This window comes from Bradyrhizobium sp. WSM1253 (assembly GCF_000244935.1).
Taxonomy (GTDB): Bacteria; Pseudomonadota; Alphaproteobacteria; order Rhizobiales; family Xanthobacteraceae; genus Bradyrhizobium; species Bradyrhizobium canariense.
Window position 1 is genome coordinate 4542936 of sequence record NZ_JH600073.1, and the last position, 20722, is coordinate 4563657.

General features: G+C 65.0%; 16 protein-coding genes. 10 read left to right on the forward strand and 6 right to left on the reverse strand.

Annotation, left to right across the window (positions count from 1 at the left end; all coding sequences use genetic code 11):
• Window position 1: 1 nt before the first annotated feature.
• Window positions 2-1117 carry an aromatic acid exporter family protein gene (locus BRA1253DRAFT_RS22935; RefSeq protein WP_007598281.1) on the reverse strand — a complete coding sequence of 372 codons (1116 nt, stop codon included), beginning with the start codon at window positions 1115-1117 and terminating at the stop codon, window positions 2-4.
• Between the two features lie 123 nt (window positions 1118-1240).
• Between BRA1253DRAFT_RS22935 and BRA1253DRAFT_RS22940 the strand changes: the two genes are divergently transcribed.
• On the forward strand, window positions 1241-2608 hold the full coding sequence (locus BRA1253DRAFT_RS22940) for an MmgE/PrpD family protein (RefSeq protein ID WP_007598282.1): 1368 nt from the start codon (window positions 1241-1243) through the stop codon (window positions 2606-2608).
• 6 nt (window positions 2609-2614) lie between these two features.
• On the opposite strand, the gene BRA1253DRAFT_RS22945 is transcribed toward BRA1253DRAFT_RS22940, so the two are convergent.
• Both BRA1253DRAFT_RS22945 and BRA1253DRAFT_RS22950 read right to left on the reverse strand, forming a co-directional pair.
• A complete protein-coding gene (locus tag BRA1253DRAFT_RS22945; protein ID WP_007598283.1) occupies window positions 2615-4039 on the reverse strand; it encodes a serine hydrolase in 1425 nt (474 codons plus the stop codon).
• Between the two features lie 145 nt (window positions 4040-4184).
• Window positions 4185-5246 (reverse strand): helix-turn-helix domain-containing protein, encoded by a 1062-nt coding sequence (locus tag BRA1253DRAFT_RS22950; protein WP_007598284.1) that lies wholly within the window; start codon window positions 5244-5246, stop codon window positions 4185-4187.
• 272 nt (window positions 5247-5518) lie between these two features.
• Here BRA1253DRAFT_RS22950 and BRA1253DRAFT_RS22960 point away from each other — a divergent pair, with 272 nt between their 5' ends.
• From BRA1253DRAFT_RS22960 to BRA1253DRAFT_RS22970, 3 genes are all read left to right on the forward strand, one after another.
• Window positions 5519-6436, forward strand: coding sequence for a pirin family protein (locus tag BRA1253DRAFT_RS22960; protein WP_007598296.1), 918 nt, complete (start codon window positions 5519-5521; stop codon window positions 6434-6436).
• A gap of 77 nt (window positions 6437-6513) precedes the next feature.
• On the forward strand, window positions 6514-7428 hold the full coding sequence (locus tag BRA1253DRAFT_RS22965) for a phosphoribosylaminoimidazolesuccinocarboxamide synthase (protein WP_007598297.1): 915 nt from the start codon (window positions 6514-6516) through the stop codon (window positions 7426-7428).
• Between the two features lie 293 nt (window positions 7429-7721).
• Window positions 7722-9938: an SLC26A/SulP transporter family protein gene (locus BRA1253DRAFT_RS22970; protein WP_007598298.1), complete on the forward strand. Its 2217-nt coding sequence runs from the start codon at window positions 7722-7724 to the stop codon at window positions 9936-9938.
• Between the two features lie 211 nt (window positions 9939-10149).
• Here BRA1253DRAFT_RS22970 and BRA1253DRAFT_RS22975 read toward each other — a convergent pair whose 3' ends face one another.
• Both BRA1253DRAFT_RS22975 and BRA1253DRAFT_RS22980 read right to left on the reverse strand, forming a co-directional pair.
• Window positions 10150-11643: an NAD-dependent succinate-semialdehyde dehydrogenase gene (locus BRA1253DRAFT_RS22975; RefSeq protein ID WP_007598299.1), complete on the reverse strand. Its 1494-nt coding sequence runs from the start codon at window positions 11641-11643 to the stop codon at window positions 10150-10152.
• A 124-nt stretch (window positions 11644-11767) separates the two neighbouring features.
• Window positions 11768-12088 (reverse strand): hypothetical protein, encoded by a 321-nt coding sequence (locus BRA1253DRAFT_RS22980; protein WP_007598300.1) that lies wholly within the window; start codon window positions 12086-12088, stop codon window positions 11768-11770.
• Window positions 12089-12436: 348 nt separating this feature from the next.
• Here BRA1253DRAFT_RS22980 and BRA1253DRAFT_RS22985 point away from each other — a divergent pair, with 348 nt between their 5' ends.
• Both BRA1253DRAFT_RS22985 and BRA1253DRAFT_RS22990 read left to right on the forward strand, forming a co-directional pair.
• Window positions 12437-13630 (forward strand): serine hydrolase, encoded by a 1194-nt coding sequence (locus BRA1253DRAFT_RS22985; protein ID WP_007598301.1) that lies wholly within the window; start codon window positions 12437-12439, stop codon window positions 13628-13630.
• 78 nt (window positions 13631-13708) lie between these two features.
• Window positions 13709-15403 (forward strand): AMP-binding protein, encoded by a 1695-nt coding sequence (locus tag BRA1253DRAFT_RS22990; protein ID WP_007598302.1) that lies wholly within the window; start codon window positions 13709-13711, stop codon window positions 15401-15403.
• Window positions 15404-15521: 118 nt separating this feature from the next.
• Here BRA1253DRAFT_RS22990 and BRA1253DRAFT_RS22995 read toward each other — a convergent pair whose 3' ends face one another.
• Complete coding sequence (locus tag BRA1253DRAFT_RS22995; protein ID WP_007598303.1) at window positions 15522-16523, reverse strand: adenosine kinase; 1002 nt, start codon at window positions 16521-16523, stop codon at window positions 15522-15524.
• Between the two features lie 125 nt (window positions 16524-16648).
• On the opposite strand from BRA1253DRAFT_RS22995, the gene murJ reads away from it, so the two are divergent.
• The 4 genes from murJ (at window position 16649) to BRA1253DRAFT_RS23015 (ending at window position 20669) form a co-directional block, all read left to right on the forward strand.
• A complete protein-coding gene (murJ, locus tag BRA1253DRAFT_RS23000; protein WP_007598304.1) occupies window positions 16649-18205 on the forward strand; it encodes a murein biosynthesis integral membrane protein MurJ in 1557 nt (518 codons plus the stop codon).
• A 67-nt stretch (window positions 18206-18272) separates the two neighbouring features.
• The gene (gene trpS / locus BRA1253DRAFT_RS23005; protein WP_007598305.1) at window positions 18273-19325 is read left to right on the forward strand and encodes a tryptophan--tRNA ligase; all 1053 of its coding nucleotides are present in this window, start codon (window positions 18273-18275) and stop codon (window positions 19323-19325) included.
• Window positions 19326-19432: 107 nt separating this feature from the next.
• On the forward strand, window positions 19433-19927 hold the full coding sequence (locus tag BRA1253DRAFT_RS23010) for a universal stress protein (protein WP_007598307.1): 495 nt from the start codon (window positions 19433-19435) through the stop codon (window positions 19925-19927).
• A 172-nt stretch (window positions 19928-20099) separates the two neighbouring features.
• On the forward strand, window positions 20100-20669 hold the full coding sequence (locus tag BRA1253DRAFT_RS23015) for a NifU family protein (protein ID WP_007598309.1): 570 nt from the start codon (window positions 20100-20102) through the stop codon (window positions 20667-20669).
• The last annotated feature ends 53 nt before the right edge of the window (window positions 20670-20722 follow it).

Below are 20722 nucleotides of genomic sequence, written 5' to 3' on the forward strand. Positions count from 1 at the left end.
CTCACTCCGCCACGCGCGCGGGCTTGTCGGTCGCGGCCTCCGACCATTCGCCGACGACGCGATCGAGATCGCAGAGATTCTGGTGCATCTGCTCCAGCGAAAAGCCGAGCGCGAAGAAGCGCTCCGCGGTGTCGCTGGGCTGGCCGCGGATCAGGCCATCCTGACGCACGGCGGCGACTGCCTCGGCATAGTGCTGAAGCGCGACATGCACGGGGTGGATCGGCGGCGCGCCGGCGCCCTCGCGCAAGGCTGCGGCCGCCGAACGCAGGAAGCGCGCGATCACGGTCGAGACTTCCGTCAGCGGTGCGGCAAGCCGTGTCTGCACCTCGGCCGGCAACGGCACCACGGTCGAGCGGCCGATCATCACGACGTCATGGCGCAGCCGCAAGATCGTGCGCAACAACGGGCCGGTGTCCGGCCCGCTCGACAATCGCGCCGAGCGCTCGCGCTCGGCTTCGGCGCCAATGGTATTCATTCCCACCATTGCGGTGCCGATACCGTCCTGAATCCGATGCAGCGCGTCATTGTCGCGGCCGCGCGTCAGGCCCGCGAGCAATTCGGTGAAGGCCTCCGCGATCAATTCGAGCAGTTTTGCCGCGCTGGCGCGGATTTGCCGCACCGCGCGCGAGGGCAGCACCAGGAAGGAGACGAGCAGCCCCGTCACCGCGCCGACCGCGACTTCGCTGACGCGATCGATCGCAGAGGCCATGGGATCGGCATGATGCATCGAGGGAAGCACGAGCACGATCACGGCCGTCACCGTTGCAGAGCTCAGATTCGGATAGATCGATGCGACAAAGGCAAGCGGCGCCACGGCCAGCACCAGCAGACCCAGCAGGCCCAGTTCGCCGGAATAGGGGATCAGGATTGCGATGGCGCCGCCATAGATCGCGCCGCCGATGGTGCCGAGCATGTAGTCGCGTGTCGCCTTCAGCGAGCGCCCGACGCTCATCTGGGTCACGATGATGGACGTGAGGACGGCCCAGAGCGGCAACAAGAGATGCAGCGCGGTGGCGAGCGCGTAGGCGCCGGTGGCCGCCACCGTGACCCGGACCGCCAGCCCCAATTGGGTCTTTCGCGACCAGACCCGGTCGAACAGCTCTCCTGCGAATGCCATGGTCGCGTATCCCCGTCCAACCCTCGTAAGCCAGCCAAAAGCATAGCTGATGCCCGCAGCCCCGAGGCCGCTTGAAAGGCCAAATCAGCCCGCCTAACTTGCGCGCCAAAACGAGGAAACACGATGGCTCACGAAACCGCAACGCTCGCCGCCTATGTCGCCAACCTGAAATTCCAGGATATTCCGACGGAAGTGCTGGATCGGACAAAAGTCCTGACGCTGGACTTCCTCGGCAGCGCCATCCGCGCCCGCAGCGAAGCGGAATCCACCCCCTCGATCCTGAAGATGCTGGAGGCGCTTGCGCTCGATACCAAGGGCGAATCCACCGTGTTCGGCGACACCAAGACCTGGACGCCGGCGGTCGCGGCGCTGCTCAACGGCGCCCTCGGCCATTCGCTCGACTTCGACGACACGCATGCGGATTCCTCGCTGCATCCGAGCGCGCCGGTCGTTCCGGCCGCCTTCGCCGTCGGCGAGATGGTCGGCGCGTCGGGCCGCGACGTGCTGACCGCGATCGTGGCGGGCTATGAGGTCTGCTGCCGGCTCGGCAACGCGCTCGACCCGACCTCGCATTATGCCCGCGGCTTCCATCCGACCGCCACCGCCGGCACCTATGGCGCAGCCGCGGCCGCCGGCAAACTGTTCGGCCTCTCCGAGCAACAGCTCATCGCCGCCTTCGGAGTCGCCGGCAGCCAAGCCGCGGGCTCGCTGCAATTCCTGGTCAATGGCGCCTGGAACAAACGCTACCAGGTCGGCGCCGCCGCGATGAATGGCGTGATCGCCGCGACGCTGGCGCGCAACGATTTCGTCGGCGCGACGGAATCCGTCGAGGGCAAGCATGGCCTGCTCGCCGGCTACACCGACGATGCGCATCCCGACAAGGCGGTCGCCGAGCTCGGCAAGACCTACGAGACCATGAAGATCGGCGTCAAACCGTATCCGAGCTGCCGCTATACCCACGCCGCGATCGACGCGCTGATCGCGATGCGGCGCGAGCACAATCTGACACCCGATCAGGTCAAGCGGGTGGAGATCGGCCTGCATCGCAACGGCATCACGCTCACCGGCGACGCCGCGACCAAGCGGCACCCGACCTCGATCGTCGGCGGCCAGTTCTCGATGTTCTTCACCGGCGCGCTCGCGCTCGATCAGGGGTCATTTGGCTGGGACGACTACACCCGCCTTGGGGACGCAGCCATCGACGCGCTCGCCGACAAGTTCGACGTGGTACAGGACGATCGTCTCGAAGTCGGCCGCACTCACCCCTTTGGCGCGCGCGTGAGTATCACGACGGACGACGGCGTGCACGAGCGGCTCTATGCCGATCCCTCGGGAGAGCCGACCTCCTTCCCCGATGCGCGGGCGATGCAGCAGAAGTTTTTGACGCTGGCCCGCCCGGTGCTGAACGCGCGCGCGGAGAAATTCGCGGACGCGATCATGACGCTGGAGCGGTTCGATCGCGTGGCGAAGGCGACGGAGCTGGGGAGGTGAAGCACCTCAATTCACCCCCGCCAGCTTTCCCTTCTCGCGCGTAACCGCAACCACGTCGCGCACCAGATCGAACACACCGTCGGCTTCCGGCGGCGCGTTCGGCGAACGGCCTAACCGCACGATCACGAGTCGTTCCGACGGAATCACGATCGTGTACTGACCGATGGTGCCCTTGGCGAAGAAGGCATCACGCGGCCAGCCGTGCTCGACGCGGAAGGTCGCGCCAAAGCTGTCGCCCTGGTTGGTCCAGAAGCCGGCGCCGATACCGACCCAGGCATTGGGCGTCGCCGACACCGAATAATTCACCCAGCCCTCGGGCAGGATGCGCTTGCCGCCGGCGACGCCGTCGTTGAGATAGAGCTGGCCGAACCGCGCCCAGTCGCGCGCGGATGCGAGCATCTCGCTCGACCCCTTGATCGTGCCGGCGCCGTCGAGCTGGAGCGTGACGTGGCGCATGCCGAGCGGCACGAACAATTCGTGGTGCGCGAAGGCAAGCGCTCCTTCGGAATTGCCGCCGGCGGCCTTGCGGATCAGATGCGCGAGCATGATGGTGTTGCCATCGTGATAATTCCACACGGTGCCCGGCGCGGTCGCAAGCGGCATGCTCGCGGCATAGGCGGCCATGTCGGCCTCCACGAATTTCATGCGATTGACCGGCTCGAACGCCGAGCCGAGCGAGGCCTGCAGCGAGCTGCCGAGCGCCAGGCCGGCGGTGTGGCGCAGCAATTGATCGAGGGTGATGGCGTGACGCGGATCGTCCGGATTTGTCCAGGCGGCGACCGGTGCGGGCCCGTCCAGCTTCAGTCTGCCCTGGCGCACGAGAATCCCGGTGAGAGCCGAGATCACGGACTTGGTCATGGAGAAGCCGAGCAGCGGCGTCTCCGGTCCGATGCCGTCCGCATAGCGCTCGGCGATGACGCGACCCGATTTCATGACGACGATTGCGCGGGTGCGGCGGAATGGCGGCGATGTCGGCTCAGCGAAGGCGCGATCGAGCGCGGCTGACAGCTCCGGGCTTTGCGGCGACACGATTGCGGGGCCGGCGATCTCGGGCAACAACGCCGGCTGCCTGTCATCAGGCGGCAGCCGGACGTCGGCAATCTCCGCACCGTGCTCAAGCGTGCAGCCGAGGCCCTCGCGATACACGGCATGGCTGCGGCCAATGCCGAACAGCGTCACCGTAACGTCCTTGCGCGCGCGATCGACCTGATAGTCCATCGCCCAGGTGAGCAAACCGGCGCCCGGCATCGCATCAATGGTCTCCGTCAAATTACGCCTGACATCGAGGCCCGAGACAAACGTCTCGGAACAGAGCACGTCGGCGATGAAGCCGGTGGCGACCTTGGGCACGTCATGGGCGCGAACCGCGCCGAGCGCGAGGCCGGCAAAGACGATGGTGGCGGTGAGAAGGACAATCTTGCGGCGGGTCACGGGCTTGCTCCGGCTTGAGGCGTGTGCCGGAGACGAAGCGGCATTCACGCGATGCCCGCTCGCCGAATTTGGAAAACGGCGTAGCTGGAAACCGCGAGACGCTCGCCGATTCTGAGATACTCTAGATATTTCAGTGCACTAAGGCCTAGACAGCATTCACCTTGAGCCGCCGGTATTCCGTCGGCGTCACGCCGGTCACGGCCTTGAAGGCGCGGTTGAAAGGGCCGAGCGACTGGAAGCCAGAGTCCATCGCGATGGTGATGACGGGGACCTCGGCCTGAGCGGGATCGGCCAGCGCGGCCTTGGCCTCCTCGATCCGGTGGTTGTTCAGGAACACATTGAAATTTCGGTAGCCGAGCCCCTGGTTGATCAGCCGACGGAGCCGGTATTCGGGAATTTTCAGCCGGCCCGCGAGCACGCCGATGCTGATGTTCTCCTGGCGATAGATCCGCTCGTGCGCCATCAGCCGCATCAGGGCGTCGATCAGCTTTTGGTCGGCGGCGTCCTCGCCCACAGGCTGGCTCGCCGCGATCGCCGGCGCAGCCTCCGCGGCGGCCGGAAACAGGTCGGCGCCGTCGACCCGCATCATCGCATAGACGATGGCCACAACGATGCCGGCGAGCACGCCGGCGTTGACGGTGTTGGCGACATCGCCGACCTCGCTGCCGGCGACAAGGATCTGGAGCAGCGCGTTCAATCCGCCATAGAGCGCGGCAGCACAGACGATGAAGATGCGAACACGGCGGCGGCGCTCGACCAGATCGGCCGACCATGAGCCGATCGTCTGCATGATCGCGAGCGCAATGAAGCCGAGCACAATCAGGTTCACCGCGGTGACGGCGAACCGGACATGCCCGCCGGGTGCGATCCAGAGACAACTGACGAAGCTGAACGCTGTCACCAACCCCCAGGTCAATCCGTGCCACCGGCGCAGGCGAAACTCATCGTCGAACAATGCGCGCGTGAACAGCCAGAACACCACGATATTGCCGGTCGACACCGCGATCAGCGGCGCATGCCATGCCGGGACCAGCGATGAAGTTCCGACGGAATAGCTCACAGCATGCGCGGCCGAGCCGAGCGCAAAGGCCGCACCGAGCCGGGCTGCCAGCACATTGCGGAAATCCGAGAGCAATGACGCTGCCAGCACCAGCAGCAGCGCCACGGCGGCGGCGCGAAAGGCGAGCTCGGTTGCGGCAAGGGTCATCGGGTGATGCGATGGGTCGCGGTTGACATCAGCCAAACATCCTTCGTCAGGCGTATGTTTTCAAGCACCATCCGCACCACAGCTGTCATCGTCCGGCTTGACCGGACGATCCAGTACGCCGAGACGGCAGTGATCGAACCGATAGGCCGCGGCGTACTGGATCGCCCGCTTTCGCGGGCGATGACGGCGGAGTGTGTGGCCCAGGCTTAGCCGCGACGGCCGCACGAAATCCTGCTACGATTTAGCTCGAAAAAGCCAAAAGGAGCCCTACCATGAGCTGGCAACCCTCGAACGATCCCGTGCTCGGCGATCCCATGTCCTGCGATGCGCTCGATCTCGTCATCGTGCCGCGCACGCGCGATCTCGGCGACGGCTTCGCGGTGCGGCGCGCGCTGCCGCACGGCAAGCGGCAGATGGTCGGACCCTTCATCTTCTTCGATCATTTCGGGCCGGTGCAATTCGTCTCCGGCAAGGGCATGGACGTACGGCCGCACCCGCATATCGGGCTTGCTACCGTCACCTATCTGTTCGACGGCGCGATCATGCATCGCGACAGCGAGGGCAACATCCAGGAGATCCAGCCCGGCGCGATGAATTTGATGACAGCCGGCCGCGGCATCGCGCATTCCGAGCGCACGCCGGATGTGCAGCGCGCCTCGGGGCAGAAGATGCTGGGCCTGCAAAGCTGGATCGCGCTGCCGGCCGGATCGGAAGAGATCGCACCGTCGTTCCAGCACTACGGCGCGGGTGACCTGCCGATGGTCTCCGAGCGCGACTTCACCGCGAAGGTGATCGCGGGCTCGGCCTTCGGCGTCACCTCGCCTGTTTCGATGGTGTCGCCCTGGTTCTATACCGAGGTCACGGCGGTCGCGGGCGCGATCGTGCCGCTCGATCCCGATCACGAGGAGCGCGCCATCTACGTCGTCGATGGCGAGGTCGAGATCGCGAACGAGCGCTACGAGGGGCCGCGACTGCTAATCTTCCGTCCGGGCGACCGCATCACGGTGAGGGCGCTCAAGGCCACGCGGATGATGTTTCTGGGCGGCGACGCCCTGGAGGGCCCGCGCCACATCTGGTGGAATTTCGTCTCCTCCAGCAAGGAGCGGATCGAGCAGGCCAAGCAGGACTGGAAAACCGGCCGCTTCGCCGCAGTTCCGCAGGAACATGAGTTCATTCCGCTGCCGGAATAGGCTATCCCGGTTTCCGGTCGCGCGATCAGGCGCGGCCGGATGTCCTGTCGCAAGGCCTTGCTCCGAAAGTTCTGCCGATGACCGCCATGCTCTCCAGCGACCTGCCCCTGCCTAAGATCGGGCGCGGCAAGGTGCGCGATATCTACGCCGTCGACGACGACCGCCTGCTGCTCGTCACCACCGACCGCATCAGCGCCTTCGACGTCGTGATGGGCGAGACCATTCCGATGAAGGGCGCGGTGCTGACGCAAATCAGCGCCTTCTGGTTTGGCGAGCTCGAAGGCGTGGTGCCGCATCACATGATCAGCGCCGACACCGACGAGATCATCGCCGCTGTGCCGGCCTTGAAGCCGCATCGCGCCGAAATTCTCGGCCGCGCCATGCTGTGCCGCCGCACTACGGTATTTCCGATCGAATGCGTGATCCGCGGTTATCTCTCGGGCTCGGCCTGGAAGGAATATGCGGCAAGCGGGACGCTGGCCGGCGAGAAGCTGAAAGCAGGCCTTGTCGAAAGCGAGAAGCTGGAGCCTTCGATCTTCAGCCCGGCGACCAAGGCCGAGACCGGCCATGACGAGAACATCACCATCGCGAAGATGCGCGAGGTCGTCGGCGACGAGACGGCCTACACGCTCGAGAGCATGACGCGCGCGATCTACACGCTCGGCGAGGAGCTCGCCCGCGAGCAGGGCATCATCATCGCCGACACCAAGTTCGAATTCGGCCGCGACAAGGACGGCCGCATCATCCTGATCGACGAAGTCATGACGCCGGACTCCTCGCGATTCTGGGCCGTCGACGCCTACAAGCCCGGCCAGCCGCAGGCGAGCTTCGACAAGCAGCCGCTGCGCGACTATCTCGACGTCGAACGCCGCGCCGGCCGCTGGAATGGCGACGCCCCGCCGCCGCCTTTGCCCGCAAGCGTGGTGGACGCGACCAGCAAGCGATATCTGGAAGCATACCGCCGGGTGACGGGGAGTGAGCTGAAGATTTAGCTCGGCTGTTTCGTCCCGCTCCGTCATTGCCCGCCGGCTCGATGCCTCCCCGGCGTCGTCCTGGCGAAAGCCAGGACCCATACCGCGAGGTCTCTCGCGTGCGTTCGGTGCAAATCCCGAATGCACAGACTTCGCCAAACTGCTCCCCGGGGTAATGGGTCCTGGCTTTCGCCAGGACGACGACGAATGGCGGGCGCTTCGGTTTCTTCCATCCGGCTTGCAAGAATCCTGTTGCGCTGGGCTCGCAGTCGTCTACCTCTCGGAGGGGAATATTCACGAGCGAGTGTCACGGCGTGACAGATCCAGCGATTGGCTTCACTCCGTCGACCGGGCTTAATCCGGCTCTCAAGCGCGCGCTGAATGATATATTGGGCGGGAGCGCCGCCAGCGTCCTGACCGTCACATTCGGACTGTCCTACTCGCTGCTGATCTTCGCGGGGCCGTTGTCGCCCTATCTGTCCTACGGCATCACGGCAACCTTCGTCAGCTCTGCGGTGCTTGCGGCCGTCGTCGCGCTCGGCAGCTCCCTGCCCTTCGCGATTGCAGCCCCCGACAGCTCGACCGCGGCGGTGACGGGTATCCTGGCGGCCTCCGTGGTCGAACGCATCGAGACGGCGAACCTGCCAGCGCCGTTGCTGTCACCGGTCCTGATCACGCTCGGCCTGTCGACGATGCTGACAGGATTGGTGCTGTGTGGACTGGGCCTGACCCGGCTTGGCCGCGCCATCCGCTACGTGCCTTATCCGGTGGTCGGCGGCTTCCTCGGCGCAACCGGACTTCTCATCGTCATGGGTGCGGTCCGGGTGATCACCGACCATCCCCTGCAATTCGCGACACTGTCGCACTTCGCCAACCGTACCATCCTGCTGGAGCTGGGTGCCGCCTGCGCGATGGCGCTGGTGCTGTATTTCACCTGGCACCGCTCGCGCAGCCCGTTCGGACTGCCGATCATCCTGGTCGGCGGCGTGCTCACCGCGCATCTGGCATTCTGGATCACCGGCGTTTCCTTCGACGACGCGCGCACGTTGGGCTGGACCTTTCAGTCCCCGCCGCAAGCGGTCTTCATGCTGCCCTGGCACAGCGACGATCTCGCCCGATATCCCTGGTTTGCCATCCCGGACCTGCTTGGCAATGTCGTCGCCGTCATCTTCGTCACGGCATCGAGCACGCTGTTCAACACCACCGGCATCGAGGTGGCCACGCATCGCGAAGCCAATCTGGAATCTGAGCTGAACGTCACCGGCGCCGCCAATATCCTGACCGGCGTGCTGGGCGGCTACCCCGGCTGCAGCTCGACCAGCCGCTCGATGCTCAATTTCTCCAGCGGCGGCCGCGGGCGCCTGTCCGGCCTCACGGCCGCAGCGCTGTCGCTGCTGGTGCTCGCCGTCGCACCCGAGCTGCTTGGCTTCATCCCCAAATTCGTGCTCGGCGGCCTGTTGCTCTATCTCGGCGCCGACCAGCTGCACAAATGGATCGTCGAGTCGCGCAAGCGGCTGTCGAAGCTGGAATATCTGTCGCTGATCACCATCATCGCGATCATCGTCGCCTGGGGTTTTGTGCCGGGCATCCTGATCGGCGTCATCATCGGCTGCGCGACGTTTGCGTTCAGCGCCGCACGGGTGGAGTCGATCAAGTACAGTTTCGACGGCTCGGAGTACCGCTCCTCGCTCGACCGCTCGCGCGACGATCAGGACGTGCTGCTGGCCCATGGCGGCAAGATCCAGGGACTCAATCTCCAGAGCTATCTGTTCTTCGGCTCCGCCAACCGGCTCTACCAGCACGTCAAGCGGCTGCTGCAGGAGCGGCCCGAATGCCGCTATCTGCTGTTTGACTTCAAGCTCGTCACCGGCGTCGATTCATCGGCTGCCTATAGCTTCGCCCAGATCAAGCGCAGCGCCGGCGAACTCGGCGTCGAGCTGATCCTGGTGCATCTGTCGGCCACGGCCGAGAAGGTGCTGCGCTCCAGCGACTTCGTCGGCGAGGGCGTCACCATCATCCCCGAGCTCGATCGCGCGCTGGAATGGTGCGAGAACGAGCTCATCTCGCAGCATCAGGAGCTGGCGCAGGAAGAAGCCAGCCTGCGCGACTGGTTCACGCGAATGCTTGGCAGCGAGGATGGCGCCGACGAACTGATCCGCCGCTGCCAGCGCATCGAGGTCGAAGCCGGCGAGGTCATCGTGCAAGCCGGCGATCCCGCCGATTCCATGCATTTCATCCTCGACGGCCGCGTCGGTATCATGATTCCTGCCGACGACGACCGCACCACGCGCGTGCGCAGCCTCGGCCGTTACACCACGATCGGCGAGATGGGGCTGGTGTCACAGACACCGCGCAGCGCCACCATCCAGGCCGAAGTCGACAGCGTGCTCTACGTGCTGAATACGCACCAGTTCGACGCGATCAAGGTCGAGGATCCCGCACTCAGCCACAAGCTGCTGACCTATTTCGTGTCGGTCATGGCGGAGCGGCTGACATTCGCGAACCGCACGATCGCGGTGTTGCGGCGGTAGCGAGGCCGTAGCGCAACTAGCGCACCACACATTGGATGTCGTCCTGGCGAAAGCCAGGACCCATACCGCGGAATCTATCTATCGCAGGCGGTGGAAGTACCGGACCACCAATCTCCGCCAAACGCCTCGCCGGGGTATTGGGTCCTGGCTTTCGCCAGGACGACCCTGGAGGGGGCATTGCGTTCATCACATCCGCGAATGATGGCGAGCCCTACACCCCCGCCATCATCACGTATTTGATCTCGACATATTCTTCCATGCCGTGATGCGAGCCTTCGCGGCCGAGGCCGCTTTCCTTGACGCCGCCGAAGGGCGCGACTTCGGTCGTGATCAGGCCGGTGTTGACGCCGACCATGCCCGACTCCAGCGCTTCGGCGACGCGCCAGACGCGGCCGAGATCGCGGGAGTAGAAGTAGGAGGCGAGCCCGAACGGCGAGGCGTTGCACATCGCGATCACGTCGGCCTCGTCCTTGAAGCGGATCACCGGCGCGAGCGGGCCGAAGGTTTCCTCTTGCGCCACCAGCGAGTCCGGCTTGACGTCGGAGAGCACCGTCGGCTCGAAGAACGAGCGTCCGAGCTCGCTGCGCTTGCCGCCGGTGACGACCTTGGCGCCGCGCTTCACGGCGTCCGCAATGTGGCGCTCGACCTTGTCGACCGCTTTCAAATTGATCAGCGGGCCTTGCGTGACGCCGGTTTCCGTACCGTCGCCGATCTTCATCGCCGCGACCTTCTTCGACAGCTTCTGCACGAACTCGTCGTAGATCTTGTCCTGGGCGTAGATGCGGTTGGCGCAGACGCAGGTCTGGCCCATGTTACGGTATTTCGAGACGATGGCGCCTTCGACCGCCGCATCGATATCGGCGTCGTCGAACACGATGAACGGCGCGTTGCCGCCGAGCTCGAGGCCGAGCCGCTTCACGCCGACGGAGGCCTGCCGGTAGAGAATCTTGCCGACCGCAGTCGAGCCGGTGAAGCCGACGAAACGCACGGCCGGATGCTCGCACAGCACCTTGCCGATCGGCGCGGCATCGCCGGTGATGATGTTGAACACCCCCTTGGGCACGCCGGCTTTCTCCGCGAGCGCGGCAAGCGCCAGCGCCGACAGCGGCGTTTCATTGGCGGGCTTGAGCACCACGGTGCAGCCGGCCGCAAGCGCCGGCGAAACCTTTCGTGTGATCATCGAGTTCGGGAAATTCCACGGCGTGATCGCGCCGCAGACGCCGATCGGCTGCTTGATCGCGAGCAAGCGCGCATCCGGCCGCTGCGTCGGAATGGTCTCGCCATAGACGCGGCGGGCTTCCTCGGCGAAAAATTCGACATAGGCGCCGCCGATGTCGACCTCGCCGAGCGCTTCACTGAGCGGCTTGCCCTGCTCAGAGGTGAGGATCAGCGCGAGGTCCTCGCGATTGGCGATGATCAGCTCGAACCATTTGCGCAAGATATTGGAGCGCTGCTTGGCGGTGTGCTTGGCCCAGCCCGGGAAGGCGCGTTCGGCTGCTTCGACGGCCCTGGTGGCATCATCCGCGGAGAGCTGCGGAACCTTTGCAAGCTCGACGCCGGTGGCGGGATTGTTGACCGCGAAGACCGGCGAGCCGACCCAGGCGCCGTCGATGTAGCAGGCCTCCTTCAGCAGCGACGGGTCCTTCAACCGGTCGCGCAAATTGGACGTGGCGTGCTGCGCACGTGCGGCGGCGGACGGGGTCATGGCGTTGCTCCTGCGGGGCTTTTGCGGGCTGTTCCGGTTCGGCCGGAATATAGGGAGAAGCGGCGCGCAATGCACCGTCCCGCAACGCACATCTGCTGGGAGCCAGGCTAGGAGCGGCGCGTCCTTACGCCGCGCCGCTCAGATAGGTCTCGCGCCGCCCGATCATGCGCTCGGCGGCCGCCTTGGCGTCGGCCTTGGAGGAGGTCGCGCAGGTCCGGTATTCGAGATCGGGGACGTCGGACGCGTTGCGGCGGCCGAACCAGGACTTCGAGCCGACCGGCAGCAGCGCAAGCGCCTGCGCCAGATTGTCGACCGCGCCGAACGAATAGAGCGCACCGGTGCCGGCGATGCGGACCTCATAGATCCCAGGCGCGATCGGCGCTTCCAGGTTTTCGCCCCGTCCGGCACGGGGATAGCGCTTCCATTCGCTCCAGGTCGAAATCATCTGAGGTCCCCCTGGCGGCCGGTGGGCGGCCGCCAAATTTGCATCAAGTCTTAACGTTTGCCCGCGATTGGGCCCGGTGCTGAACGCCACAACTCACAAAATGTTTCAAGTGCTCGAAAACTTTCGAAACATTTCGCCCAGGCCCATCCAAGGGCACGGCTGGTTGCGGACATCCACCGAAGATTGTGACTGCGTGTTGCGGTTCGGCCTATTGTCGTCCTGCGTGGGTGACGGACCGTCAAGTCACGACATCGCGACCGCGGCAGGTACGCGGATGTGCTTGCCGGGCGGCGGACGCGGGAGGACAATCGATCGCTTCCAACAATAATCAAACCGGAGGAAACGCGTATGCAAGGCAAAGCTGAGATCGATCAGATTCTGCGCCAGAAGAGCGAAGCCGGAGAGATTCCCGGCGTCGTCGCCATTGCTGCCAGCGGTACCGACGTGCTGTATCAGGGCGCGTTCGGCAAACGCGACCTGTCCAAGCCGGATGCGATGACCGCCGACAGCGTGTTCTGGATCGCATCGATGACGAAGGCGGTGACATCAGCGGGCGCGATGCAGCTCGTCGAACAGGGCAAGCTGTCGCTGGATGCGCCGATCGGCGAGGTGTTGCCTGATCTCGCCAAGCCGCAGGTGCTCGAAGGCTTTGACGCCAAGGGCGAGGCCAAGCTGCGGCCAGCCAAGGGGCCGATCACGCTGCGCCAGCTCATGACCCACACGGCAGGCTTCTGCTACAACATGTGGAACGGCGATCTCGCGGTCTATCTGGACAAGAACGGCATCCCCGCCATCACCACCTGCCAGAACGCGGCATTGAAGACGCCTATTATGACCGACCCCGGCACGCGCTGGGAATACGGCACCAATATCGATTTCGTCGGCAAGGCGGTGGAAGCCGTCAGCGGCAAGCGCCTCGATGCCTATCTGCGCGACAATCTGTTCGCACCGCTCGGCATGAGCGATACCGCTTTCAAGATCACCGCCGACATGCGCAAGCGCCTGGTCGGCATGCATGCGCGTGGCGAGGATGGCCAGCTCGCCGCGATCCCGTTCGAGCTCGAACAGGAGCCGGAATTCCATATGGGTGGCGGCGGCCTTTATTCGACCGCGGCCGATTATATCAGGTTTACCCAGATGATCCTCAACAAGGGCCGCGGCAACGGCAATCAGGTGCTGAAGGCCGAGACCATCGCGACGATGGGGCAGAACCACATCGGCGATCTCGCCATGGGCAAGATGACCACGGCGGCGCCGATGTACACCAATGACGTCGATCTCTATCCGGAGCAGGTGAAGAAGTGGGGCCTCAGCTTCATGATCAACACCGCCAAGACCGCCGAGGGGCGCAGCGCGGGCAGCCTCGCCTGGGCGGGCCTCGCCAACACCTACTACTGGATCGACCCGGCGCGCGACGTCACCGGCGTGATCCTGATGCAGTTGCTGCCATTCGCCGACGCAAAGTGTCTCGAGGCTTTTGCCGGCTTCGAGCGCGGTGTCTATGCCGGGCTCGATGCCGGCAGCGGGCAGAAGGCGGCGTAAGGCGCGCCTGACTCTCACGACGCGTCACGGCCGGGCTTGTTGTCCCGGCCGTCACGCACCTGACTGGAGGACATGATCTTGGCAGACAAAGCCGACAGTTACGTTTGCGGCATCTCCGACACGCCGCTGCTCGGCGACACCATCGGGCGCAGCCTCGATCAGGCCGCGCGGCGCTGGGGCGATCGCGAGGCGCTGGTCTCGCCCAGCCACGGCGTGAGGTGGACATGGAGGGAGTTTGCCGAGCGGGTCGACGCGCTCGCCGCCGGCTTTGTCGCGCTCGGTCTCGAACGCGGCGAACGGATCGGCATCTGGTCGCTGAACCGGCCGGAATGGACGCTGACACAATTCGCCGCCGCCAAGGCCGGCCTTATCCTGGTGACGATCAATCCGGCCTACCGGCTGAGCGAGCTGGAATTCGCGCTTCAAAAGGTCGGATGCAGCGCCATCGTCACCGCGACGGCGTTCAAGACCAGCAACTACATGGACATGCTCAACACGCTGTTGCCGGAGCTTGCGACCGCCAAGCCCGGGCAATTGCGCGCCGCGCGGCTGCCGGACTTGCGCATCGTGATCCAGATCGGCGGCCCCGCCTGTCCGGGCACGATTCCGTTCGACGAGGTCGCCGGCATGGCCGGACCCCCGCACCGTGAGCAGCTCGCCGCGCTCGGTGCCTCCCTGCAATTCGACGATGCCGTCAACGTCCAGTTCACCAGTGGAACGACGGGATCGCCCAAGGGCGTGACGCTGACCCATCACAACATTCTCAACAACGGCTATTTCGTCGGCCGCGCCATGCGCCTGACCGAAGCGGACCGCATCTGCATTCCGGTGCCGCTCTATCATTGCTTCGGCATGGTGATGGGCAATCTCGCCTCCGTCACGCTCGGCGCGACCATGGTCTATCCCGGCGAGGGGTTTGATCCGCTCGCGACGCTGCGGACGATCGAGCAGGAAAAATGCACCGCGCTGTACGGTGTGCCGACGATGTTCATCGCCGAACTCGACCACAGCGAATTCTCGAACTTCAATCTGACATCGTTGCGCACCGGCATCATGGCCGGTGCACCCTGCCCGATCGAGGTGATGAAGCGCGTCAATAGCGAGATGAACATGGGCGAGGTCACGATCGCCTATGGCATGACCGAGACGAGCCCGGTCAGCTTCCAGAGCGCCGTCGACGATCCGCTCGATCGCCGCGTCTCGACGGTCGGGCGAATCCATCCGCATGTCGAGGTCAAGGTCGTCGATCTCGACGGCAAGATCGTCAAGCGCGGCGAACGGGGCGAGCTCTGCACCCGTGGCTACAGCGTGATGCTGGGCTATTGGGAGGAGCCGGAGAAGACCGCGGATGTGCTCGACGCCAATGGCTGGATGCATACCGGCGACATCGCCATCATCGACGACCAGGGTTATTGCAACATCGTCGGCCGCATCAAGGACATGGTGATCCGCGGCGGCGAGAACCTCTATCCACGCGAGATCGAGGAATTTCTCTATCGGCACCCCAAGATTCAGGACGTGCAGATCTTCGGCGTTGCGGATACCCGCTATGGCGAGGAGCTCTGCGCCTGGATCCGGGTCAGGTCCGGCGAGACGCTGACGATGGAAGAGGTGCGCGCCTTCTGCGACGGCCAGATCGCCCACAACAAGATTCCGCGATACGTGGAATTCGTCGACGAGTTTCCGATGACCGTGACCGGAAAGATCCAGAAATTCCTGATGCGCGACGAGGTGGAGCAACGGCTTGGACTGAAGGCCGCGAAGACTGCGTAGGTTGCCAACTCAATCGTCATTGCGAGCGCAGCGAAGCAATCCAGAATCTTTCCGCAGAGGCAGTCTGGATTGCTTCGTCGCTGCGCTCCTCGCAATGACGGGTGAGAGAGAGTCCACCTTAAACCGTCAACCCGCGCTGCTCAGCCAGCTCCTTCAGCGACACCTGCGGACGCGCGCCGATGTGCTGAATCACTTCGGCGGCCGCGAGCGCGCCGAGCTCGCCGCACTGCTTGTAGGGCAGGTTGCGCGCCAGACCGAACAGGAAGCCGGCAGCGAAGAGGTCGCCGGCGCCGGTGGTGTCCACGAGTTTCGCGATCGGAGACGCCGGCGCTGCGACGGCGTCTTCAGCCGAAACCACCATGCAGCCCTTTTCGCTGCGGGTGACCACGCCGAGATTGACGTCGTTGCGCAATTGCTTGAGCGCCGTGTCGAAGTCCGAGGTCTGGTAGAGCGAATGCAGCTCGGACTCGTTGGCGAACACGATATCGACGGTGCCGTTGCGCATCAGCCCCAGGAATTCGTCGCGATAACGATCGACGCAGAAGGAATCCGATAATGTCAGCGCCACCTTGCGCCTGGCATCATGGGCGATCTTGGCCGCCTTGACGAAGGCGTCCTTGGCGTTCTTGGGGTCCCAGAGATAGCCCTCGAGGTAGACGATGCCGGCCGCGGCGATCTCGGCCGGGTCGATGTCGGCGGGCGACAAATCCTGCGCGGCGCCGAGATAGGTGTTCATGGTGCGCTCGCCGTCATCGGTCACCAGGATGTAGGAGCAGCCGGTCGCAGGGCCGTCCTTCGCCGCGGGCGTGTTGAAGGCGACGCCGGCCGCGCGGATGTCGTGGACGTAGAGCTTCCCGATCTGGTCGTCCTTGACCTTGCCGACATAGGCGGCGCGCGCCCCGAGGCTGCCGATGCCGACGATGGTGTTGGCAGCCGAACCGCCGGAAACTTCCGTCGCCGGACCCATGTCCTTGTAGATGGCGGCGGCCCGCGCCTCGTCGATCAGGGACATGCTGCCCTTGGTCATGCCGTGCTTGCCCAGAAAGGCTTCGTCGGTCTTGACCAGCACGTCGAACAGCGCGTTGCCGATGCCGAGAACGTCATATTTCACGTCAGCCATTCACCTTGATCCTGTTTGGCGGATTGCGATACCCGCGGAAATCCGCTTCCTGTCGGTCTGAAATCTGGCTCGCGGCCTATCACGGCCGGCCCTCCGCGGGCAAGCAACGGTATTATGCAGTTCCGATGATCCGCTCCTTCCTGACCGTCTCGACGGGGACACTGGCTTCACGGCTGCTGGGCTTTGCACGCGATTCCCTGATCGCGGCGCTGCTCGGCACCGGCGCCGTGGCGGACGCGTTTCTGGCGGCATTTCAGCTCGTCAATGTGGTGCGGCGCCTGCTCAGCGAGGGGGCCTTGAATGCGGCGTTGATCCCGGCCTGGCTGCGCGTTCGTGACAGCGAAGGCGAGGCGGCTGCGGCGGCGTTCGCGGGACGCGTGCTCGGCACGGTGAGCGCGGGCCTGATCGCAATCTCGGTCGTAATTGCACTTCTGATGCCGCTGATCATCATGATCATCGCGCCGGGCTTCGTCGGCAGCGCATCGCTCGATCTCGCCGTCCAGAATGCGCGGCTGATGCTGCCCTATCTCGCCTTCGCGGGACCCGTCACGGTACTGATGGGCCTGCTCAACGCGCAGGGACGCTTTGCACTCACCGCGTTCTCACCGCTGCTGTTCAACATCGCGCTGATCGCCGCGATCGCAGCACTCCTGCTGGGGCACGCCGATGCAACCTTCGCCGCGTGGATGCTGGCGGCCACCGTCGGCATCGCCGGCCTGCTGCAGCTCCTGATGCTGCTGTCGCAGCGAAGTGCGCGTCTGGCGAACCCGCTGCGCGTGAGCTTCGACAAGGACATGCGCGGCTTCTTCGCCAAGGCGATCCCGGGCATGATCGCGAGCTCCGGCCCGCAATGGCTGATGGTGGCCGGTGCGATCATCGCCTCCGCCACGCCCGCCGCGGTCTCCTGGCTCTATTTCGCCAACCGCCTGATCGAGCTGCCGCTTGGCATTGTCGGCGTCGCCATGGGTACGGTGCTGGTGCCGGAGCTGACGCACGCGGTGAGGAGCGGTGACCGTGACGCGGTTGCGCATGCCGAATCGCGCGCGCTGGAACTCGCGACCGGGCTGGCATTGCCGGCGACGCTCGGCCTGATCGTGCTGGCGGAGCCGATCGTGCGGCTGCTGTTCGAGCATGGCGCCTTTGGCGCGGAGGACAGTGCGGCCACGGCGTGCGCCCTGATGTGGCTGGCGCTGGGACTGCCGGCGCATGTGCTGATCAAGGCGCTCTCGCCAGCCTATTTTGCCCGCGGCGACACGATGACGCCGCTGCTTGCGACTGCCAAAGGGTTCGTGGTCGCGGTCGCGCTCGCGGTCCTGCTCGGTCATTTCTTCGGCGCGAGCGGGATCGCTGCCAGCATTGCCGCCGGCGCCTGGAGCAGTGCGATCTCGCTGCTCCGGAAAGGCAACAGTGAATTCGGCTTCTCGGTCGATGCCGCCGCCCGCAACCGGCTGCCGCGGATCGTGCTCGCCGCGCTCGTCATGGGCGGCCTGCTGTGGCTGACGGCGGGCCTCTTGCCTTCGGAGGCCCATGGGCTCATCCGCTTCATTGCGCTGGGATCACAGATCGCCGCCGGAATCGTCGTCTATGGCTTGCTCCTGCAAATCCTCCGCGTCGCGTCCTGGCGCGAGGCGGCCGGTGCCTTGAAGCGCCCCGCCCAGCCCGATCCCGGCGCCCGAGTTTAGCGAAATACCCTTGACGGGGCAGCGCCGCTGTTGGAAACGACGCCCCGTATCTTGCAGGAAAGCTGCCATGGCATTCGTTGAACGGGTTTTTTCGGGCGTCCAGCCGACGGGCAATCTGCACCTCGGCAATTATCTCGGCGCGATCGTCAACTTCGTGAAGATGCAGGAAACCCACAACTGCATCTATTGCGTCGTCGATATGCACGCGATCACGCAGGGCGTGGACGTCTGGGGTGGACCGGTCGAACTCGCACGCAACACCCGCGAGGTGACCGCGGCGTTCATCGCCAGCGGCATCGATCCGAGCAAGCACATCGTGTTCAACCAGAGCCAGGTCTCGGGCCACGCCGAACTCGCCTGGATCTTCAACTGCGTCGCGCGCATGGGCTGGCTGGGCCGCATGACCCAGTTCAAGGAGAAGGCCGGCAAAGACCGCGAGAACGCGTCCGTCGGGCTGTTCGACTATCCGGTGTTGATGGCCGCCGACATCCTGCTTTACCGCGCCACCCACGTTCCGGTCGGCGAGGACCAGAAGCAGCATCTCGAACTCTCGCGCGACATCGCGCAGAAGTTCAACAACGACTTCGCCGAGTCGATCCGCAGCCAGGGCGCCAATGACGGCCTGTTCTTCCCGCTGCCGGAGCCCTTGATCACGGGCCCGGCGACGCGCGTGATGAGCTTGCGCGACGGCACCAAGAAGATGTCGAAGTCGGACGCGTCGGACAATTCGCGCATCAATTTGACCGACGATGCCGACACCATCGCGCAGAAGGTGCGCAAGGCCAAGACCGACCCGGAGCCGTTGCCGACCGAGGAGAAGGGTCTGGAAGCGCGTCCCGAGGCCGACAATCTCGTCGGCATCTTCGCCGCGCTTTCCGGCCGCTCCAAGGCTGACGTGCTCAGGGATTTCGGCGGCGGCCAGTTCTCCAGCTTCAAGAATGCGCTGGTGGATTTGTGCGTCACCAAGCTCGCGCCGATCGCCGGCGAGATGAAGCGCCTCGTCGCCGACCCCGGCCATATCGACGCGATCCTGAACGACGGCGCCGACCGGGCGCGCGCGATCGCCGACGAGACCATGAAGCTCTCGAAGGACATCGTCGGCTTCATCCGCCGGCGCTAAAGCGCGTTCGCGAAAACGCGGCCGACGTCACGGCGCCGGCCGCTTCCGCTCTCCCCAAGCACGACGGAGTGTGGCAGCATGTCAGCCGTGCACATTCCGGGACATGCATGACCAGCAAGCGACTTTGTTTCGAGCCGGGTCACAAGCCCAAATGCCTCGTCATCGTCGACGACACTGCCGAGTGGGACCGTGCGGTCTATTACGCCAGCCGCTGGGCGATCCGCGCCGGCGGCGGTGTGGTGATGCTCCGCATCATCGAGCCCGAACAGCAGAGCCAGGAATGGCTGGGGGTCGCCGACATCATGCGCGCCGAAGCGCAGGAGGCGGCGGAAGCCGCGCTCGACCGTGCCGCCGGCCGCGCCAACGGCATCGCCGCGATCACCCCGGAACGGGTGATCCGGGAAGGCGCCGCCATGGAACAGCTGCTGGCGGTGATCGACGAGGATCCCGACATCGCCATGCTGGTGCTCGCCGCGAACCCGGGCGCGGAGGGCCCGGGGCCATTGGTCTCGCTGCTCGCGCACGCGCTCGGCACGTTCCCGGTGCCGGTGACGGTCATTTCCGGCGCGCTGAGCGACCAGAGCGTGGATTCGCTGTCTTAGGCTGTTGCTCTTCACCTCGCCTCGTTGGTCTGCGGAGGGAGAAGCGGGCACCCTAACCCGCTGATATAACAGGTGAACGGCCAGCTTACCCCTTGACCGTGCGTTCGCCGTCGCCATCTGCTAGTGGATAGAGCACGCGCCGGCCTTGAACCGGCGACGTCTGGAGAAAACCATGTTCATTCAAACCGAAGCCACTCCCAATCCCGCCACGCTGAAGTTCATTCCCGGCCGCGTCGTGGTCGACGGCGGACCGATGGAATTTGACAACCGCGAATCGGCCGCACGCTCGCCGCTCGCCGAAAAGCTGTTCGAGGTCCCCGGTGTGACCGGAGTGTTCTACGGATCGGACTTCATCACCGTGACCAAGGCGAACGGTGAATGGCAACAGCTCAAGCCCGCGATCCTCGGCGCCATCATGGAGCACTATATGTCCGGCGCGCCGCTGCTCGCCGACGGTGCCGCCGCGAGCGATTCCGATCTCGACGACGAGGACGAATTCTTCGACGAGGCCGATGCCGAGACAGTCGACATGATCAAGGATCTGATCGAGACCCGCGTGCGGCCGGCGGTCGCCAATGACGGCGGCGACATCACTTTCCGCGGCTTCAAGGACGGTATTGTCTATCTCAACATGAAGGGCTCCTGCGCCGGCTGCCCGTCATCGACCGCGACGCTCCAGCACGGCATCCAGAACCTGCTCAAGCACTTCGTCCCCGACGTGGTCGAAGTCCGACCGATGTAGGCTGGTCCGCAAAGGCGTGGATGGCCGGGACAAGCCCGGCCATGATGGCGAGC

What these genes read in the sequence shown, in the direction of transcription:
- BRA1253DRAFT_RS22965 (WP_007598297.1), top strand. Translation starts at nt 6,514, where the DNA reads ATGACCGCCATGCTCTCCAGCGACCTGCCCCTGCCTAAGATCGGGCGC.
- BRA1253DRAFT_RS22940 (WP_007598282.1), top strand. Translation starts at nt 1,241, where the DNA reads ATGGCTCACGAAACCGCAACGCTCGCCGCCTATGTCGCCAACCTGAAA.
- trpS (WP_007598305.1), top strand. Translation starts at nt 18,273, where the DNA reads ATGGCATTCGTTGAACGGGTTTTTTCGGGCGTCCAGCCGACGGGCAAT.
- BRA1253DRAFT_RS22995 (WP_007598303.1), bottom strand. Translation starts at nt 16,523, where the DNA reads ATGGCTGACGTGAAATATGACGTTCTCGGCATCGGCAACGCGCTGTTC.
- BRA1253DRAFT_RS23015 (WP_007598309.1), top strand. Translation starts at nt 20,100, where the DNA reads ATGTTCATTCAAACCGAAGCCACTCCCAATCCCGCCACGCTGAAGTTC.
- BRA1253DRAFT_RS22975 (WP_007598299.1), bottom strand. Translation starts at nt 11,643, where the DNA reads ATGACCCCGTCCGCCGCCGCACGTGCGCAGCACGCCACGTCCAATTTG.
- BRA1253DRAFT_RS22980 (WP_007598300.1), bottom strand. Translation starts at nt 12,088, where the DNA reads ATGATTTCGACCTGGAGCGAATGGAAGCGCTATCCCCGTGCCGGACGG.
- BRA1253DRAFT_RS22950 (WP_007598284.1), bottom strand. Translation starts at nt 5,246, where the DNA reads ATGACCCTTGCCGCAACCGAGCTCGCCTTTCGCGCCGCCGCCGTGGCG.
- murJ (WP_007598304.1), top strand. Translation starts at nt 16,649, where the DNA reads ATGATCCGCTCCTTCCTGACCGTCTCGACGGGGACACTGGCTTCACGG.
- BRA1253DRAFT_RS22985 (WP_007598301.1), top strand. Translation starts at nt 12,437, where the DNA reads ATGCAAGGCAAAGCTGAGATCGATCAGATTCTGCGCCAGAAGAGCGAA.
- BRA1253DRAFT_RS22960 (WP_007598296.1), top strand. Translation starts at nt 5,519, where the DNA reads ATGAGCTGGCAACCCTCGAACGATCCCGTGCTCGGCGATCCCATGTCC.
- BRA1253DRAFT_RS22935 (WP_007598281.1), bottom strand. Translation starts at nt 1,117, where the DNA reads ATGGCATTCGCAGGAGAGCTGTTCGACCGGGTCTGGTCGCGAAAGACC.
- BRA1253DRAFT_RS23010 (WP_007598307.1), top strand. Translation starts at nt 19,433, where the DNA reads ATGACCAGCAAGCGACTTTGTTTCGAGCCGGGTCACAAGCCCAAATGC.